At 66.4% G+C, this 554-nt stretch carries 1 protein-coding gene and 1 pseudogene; both read right to left on the reverse strand.

From position 1 onward, the window contains the following. Positions 1 to 498 (reverse strand): IS630 family transposase (locus AB1460_RS38230; RefSeq protein WP_368967496.1); only part of this gene is annotated, 498 nt, incomplete at its 3' end. Continuing rightward, positions 483 to 554: pseudogene (locus tag AB1460_RS38235) on the reverse strand (helix-turn-helix domain-containing protein); the annotation flags it as partial. The pseudogene AB1460_RS38235 and the gene AB1460_RS38230, both read right to left, overlap by 16 nt.

The raw sequence follows: 554 nt of genomic DNA on the forward strand, positions 1-554 counted from the left end.
GTTGAGCCAGGAGCCGTGTTTGGGGGTGTGGTGGATCTCGAGTCGTTGCGCGAGGGTGAACGCGGTGTCCGGGTCGAAGGCCTCGTACAGCGAGGAGATGTTGTGGGTGTTGAGGTTGTCCATAACCAGCACGACCCGTTCGGCGTCGGGGTAGTCGAGGGTGAGTAGGCGCCGGACGTGGTGGGCCCAGTCGATCCTGGTGCGCCGCGGGGTGGCCTGGACGCGGCGCCAGCCGGCGAGTGGCTCGACCCAGCAGAAGATCGAGCAGGTTCCGTGGCGCACGTACTCGGAGTCCTCGCGCCGGTCACGCCCTGGCATGGCGGGGATCGGGTCACGGGCGTGGGCCAGAAGCTGGTAGGGCTTCTCGTCCATGCACACCACGGGCACGCCTGGGTCGTGGGGACGGGCGTAGACCGCCAGGACGTCCTCCATCCGTGCGGCGAACTGCGCGTTCGCCCTCGGTGGGATGGTCCAGCACTTCCTCAGATGAGGACGCAACCTCGTTTTTTTAAGACCCGGCCGATGGTGGAATGGTCCAGGTCCGGGATGTCATC

The organism is Parafrankia sp. FMc2, assembly GCF_041008525.1.
Taxonomy (GTDB): domain Bacteria; phylum Actinomycetota; class Actinomycetes; order Frankiales; family Frankiaceae; genus Parafrankia.